The following is a 1,027-nucleotide window of genomic DNA, read 5'->3' on the forward strand; positions in this document are numbered from 1 at the left end:
TGATGCCGCGCGGCTGGCCAGCTTTATCCCGGTTGACGATCAGCTGAATGTTATACCTGGTCAAATCCTGCCGCAGCTCCTGACTGTTTGTCGAACGGCTCAAGCTCTCCCGGACCTGATCCCGGATCATGATCCGCTCCCGGTCACGCTCTGGTACTCGCTCCAGGCTCTGACGTTTGGCCTGTTCCAACATTGGGGTTAAGCCGTGTCTTTGCTCAATCTCACGCAAAAGGGTCTCTGATCGGTTGTAATTATGGCTGTCGCTGACCGTCTGCCCGGTGTCAGTCACGCGGTTGGCCACGATATGAAAATGAGAATGGTCGGTGTCCCGGTGACGAATGACCACGTACTGACTTTGATCAAGACCCATGCCCTTTAGGTAATCATTGGCCACCGTTTTCATCAGCTCTGGCTGGGTCTGCAAGCGGGCCTCGTCCTGGGGGCTGAAGCTAATAGCCGTGTGCCATACACTCCGGCTTAGATCGGGGTTTAGACTGGCCTGTCGCATGAAGTCGGCCACCATAGAACGGGCATCGTAATCCCGTACACCCTGACTCATCAGGATCTCCCCTTTTCCCTTTTCCACCTTTTCCAGATTGTAACCGCAGCAACCTTTGAAACTGCGGCCGATACTCGTTTTGGCAATCATGGCTCAATGGGTTTATCAAGTAGTTCGCTCAGCTGCCGCAGCAATCGTTGGGCTTCGATGGCAATCGAGCGGATACCGTCAGCATTGGCTTTATGAGCGATCTGGTTCAAATTATTCCCCAACTTGGCCACTTGGTTTAGGGTGGCGTTTTCTTCGGGGCTTAGTCGTGCCTGAGCTTTGCCGGTGAGCACCATTTGCCGGCCATAGTCTGACAGATTTAGCCCTGCTTTATCAGCCCGTCGTTTGAGCGCCAACTTCTCCAGCTTGGTCAAACAAACCGTGATTTGTTGGTCTCGTTTGGTCTCGCTGGCTGGGCGGCCACCCCGTTTTTTAATGGGTTCAGTTGGGTTCATAAGCAAGCAGGGCGAGCGTTTTTTC

2 protein-coding genes are annotated in these 1,027 nt (G+C 53.7%); both read right to left on the minus strand.

Annotated features, from left to right (window positions below; genetic code table 11):
• Positions 1-649, minus strand: a 649-nt coding sequence (locus B156_RS0125865) for a relaxase/mobilization nuclease domain-containing protein (RefSeq protein ID WP_018622705.1), incomplete at its 3' end; no start/stop codon positions are given.
• A partial coding sequence (locus B156_RS0125870; RefSeq protein WP_018622706.1) for a plasmid mobilization protein occupies positions 646-1,027 on the minus strand: 382 nt, incomplete at its 5' end. The genes B156_RS0125870 and B156_RS0125865, both read right to left, overlap by 4 nt.

The sequence above is a fragment of the Spirosoma luteum DSM 19990 genome, assembly GCF_000374065.1.
Taxonomy (GTDB): Bacteria; Bacteroidota; Bacteroidia; order Cytophagales; family Spirosomataceae; genus Spirosoma; species Spirosoma luteum.